Source organism: Rhizobacter sp. P3_C12 (genome assembly GCF_056402735.1).
In genome coordinates this window covers 1-638 of the sequence record NZ_JBFUGW010000645.1, presented here as the reverse complement: position 1 = coordinate 638, position 638 = coordinate 1, and the positions used below count along the sequence as shown (strand labels likewise).

Annotated in this window: 1 protein-coding gene and 1 pseudogene; both read left to right on the top strand. The window is 61.0% G+C overall.

Features of this window, described 5'->3' with window-relative positions; genetic code table 11:
• A pseudogene (locus AC1DXV_RS35145) lies at positions 1-133 on the top strand (integrase); the annotation flags it as partial.
• 239 nt (positions 134-372) lie between these two features.
• Positions 373-638 (top strand): hypothetical protein (locus tag AC1DXV_RS35140; protein ID WP_477938120.1); only part of this gene is annotated, 266 nt, incomplete at its 3' end.

The following is a 638-nucleotide window of genomic DNA, read 5'->3' as shown; positions in this document are numbered from 1 at the left end:
GATCTACCGGCGCACCAAGAACCTCCGCGCCGTGCAGCTGCTCCTTGGGCACTCCAAGCTCGAGTCGACGGTGCGGTATCTGGGTATCGAAGTCGACGACGCGCTCGAGATCTCCGAACAGACTGAAATCTGAGGCGATCGATGGCGGGTGCGCTGGCAGCTTGCCAGTGACGCCGCCTGAACCATGGCCGTATGCTCTCGGTGCGCGTCGGCGGTTCCGGCCACGAGCGGTCCGTCGCCAGTGACCGCTCTCGGGCCGCCCACCGCCAATGCTCTCCGCATGAGACAGAATGGTTCGGAGGCACCGAACACTGCCATGTTCACCAGTAGACGACACGACCCCGTCCGCAGGTTGCCTGGAGGAACTACACGATGACCGAAGATAAGTCCTCTCAACCGAAAAAAGGCGGCACCAAGGATGGCGCCATCGGCTTCGTTGGATTGCTCCTACTCGTCGCGTGCATGGCGGTGTCGTACTACTACCCCTACCCAAGTGGTAAGCGCCCGGATTTTCTGAGCCTGCTGATGCTCTGGGCACGCGAGGCATTCATCCTCGTCGTTGCGCTCGCTGGCCTTGTCGTACTCGGAATCTCCGCAGGCATCAAGTTCATCAGGAGCCTTAGTTCATCAGGAGCCTT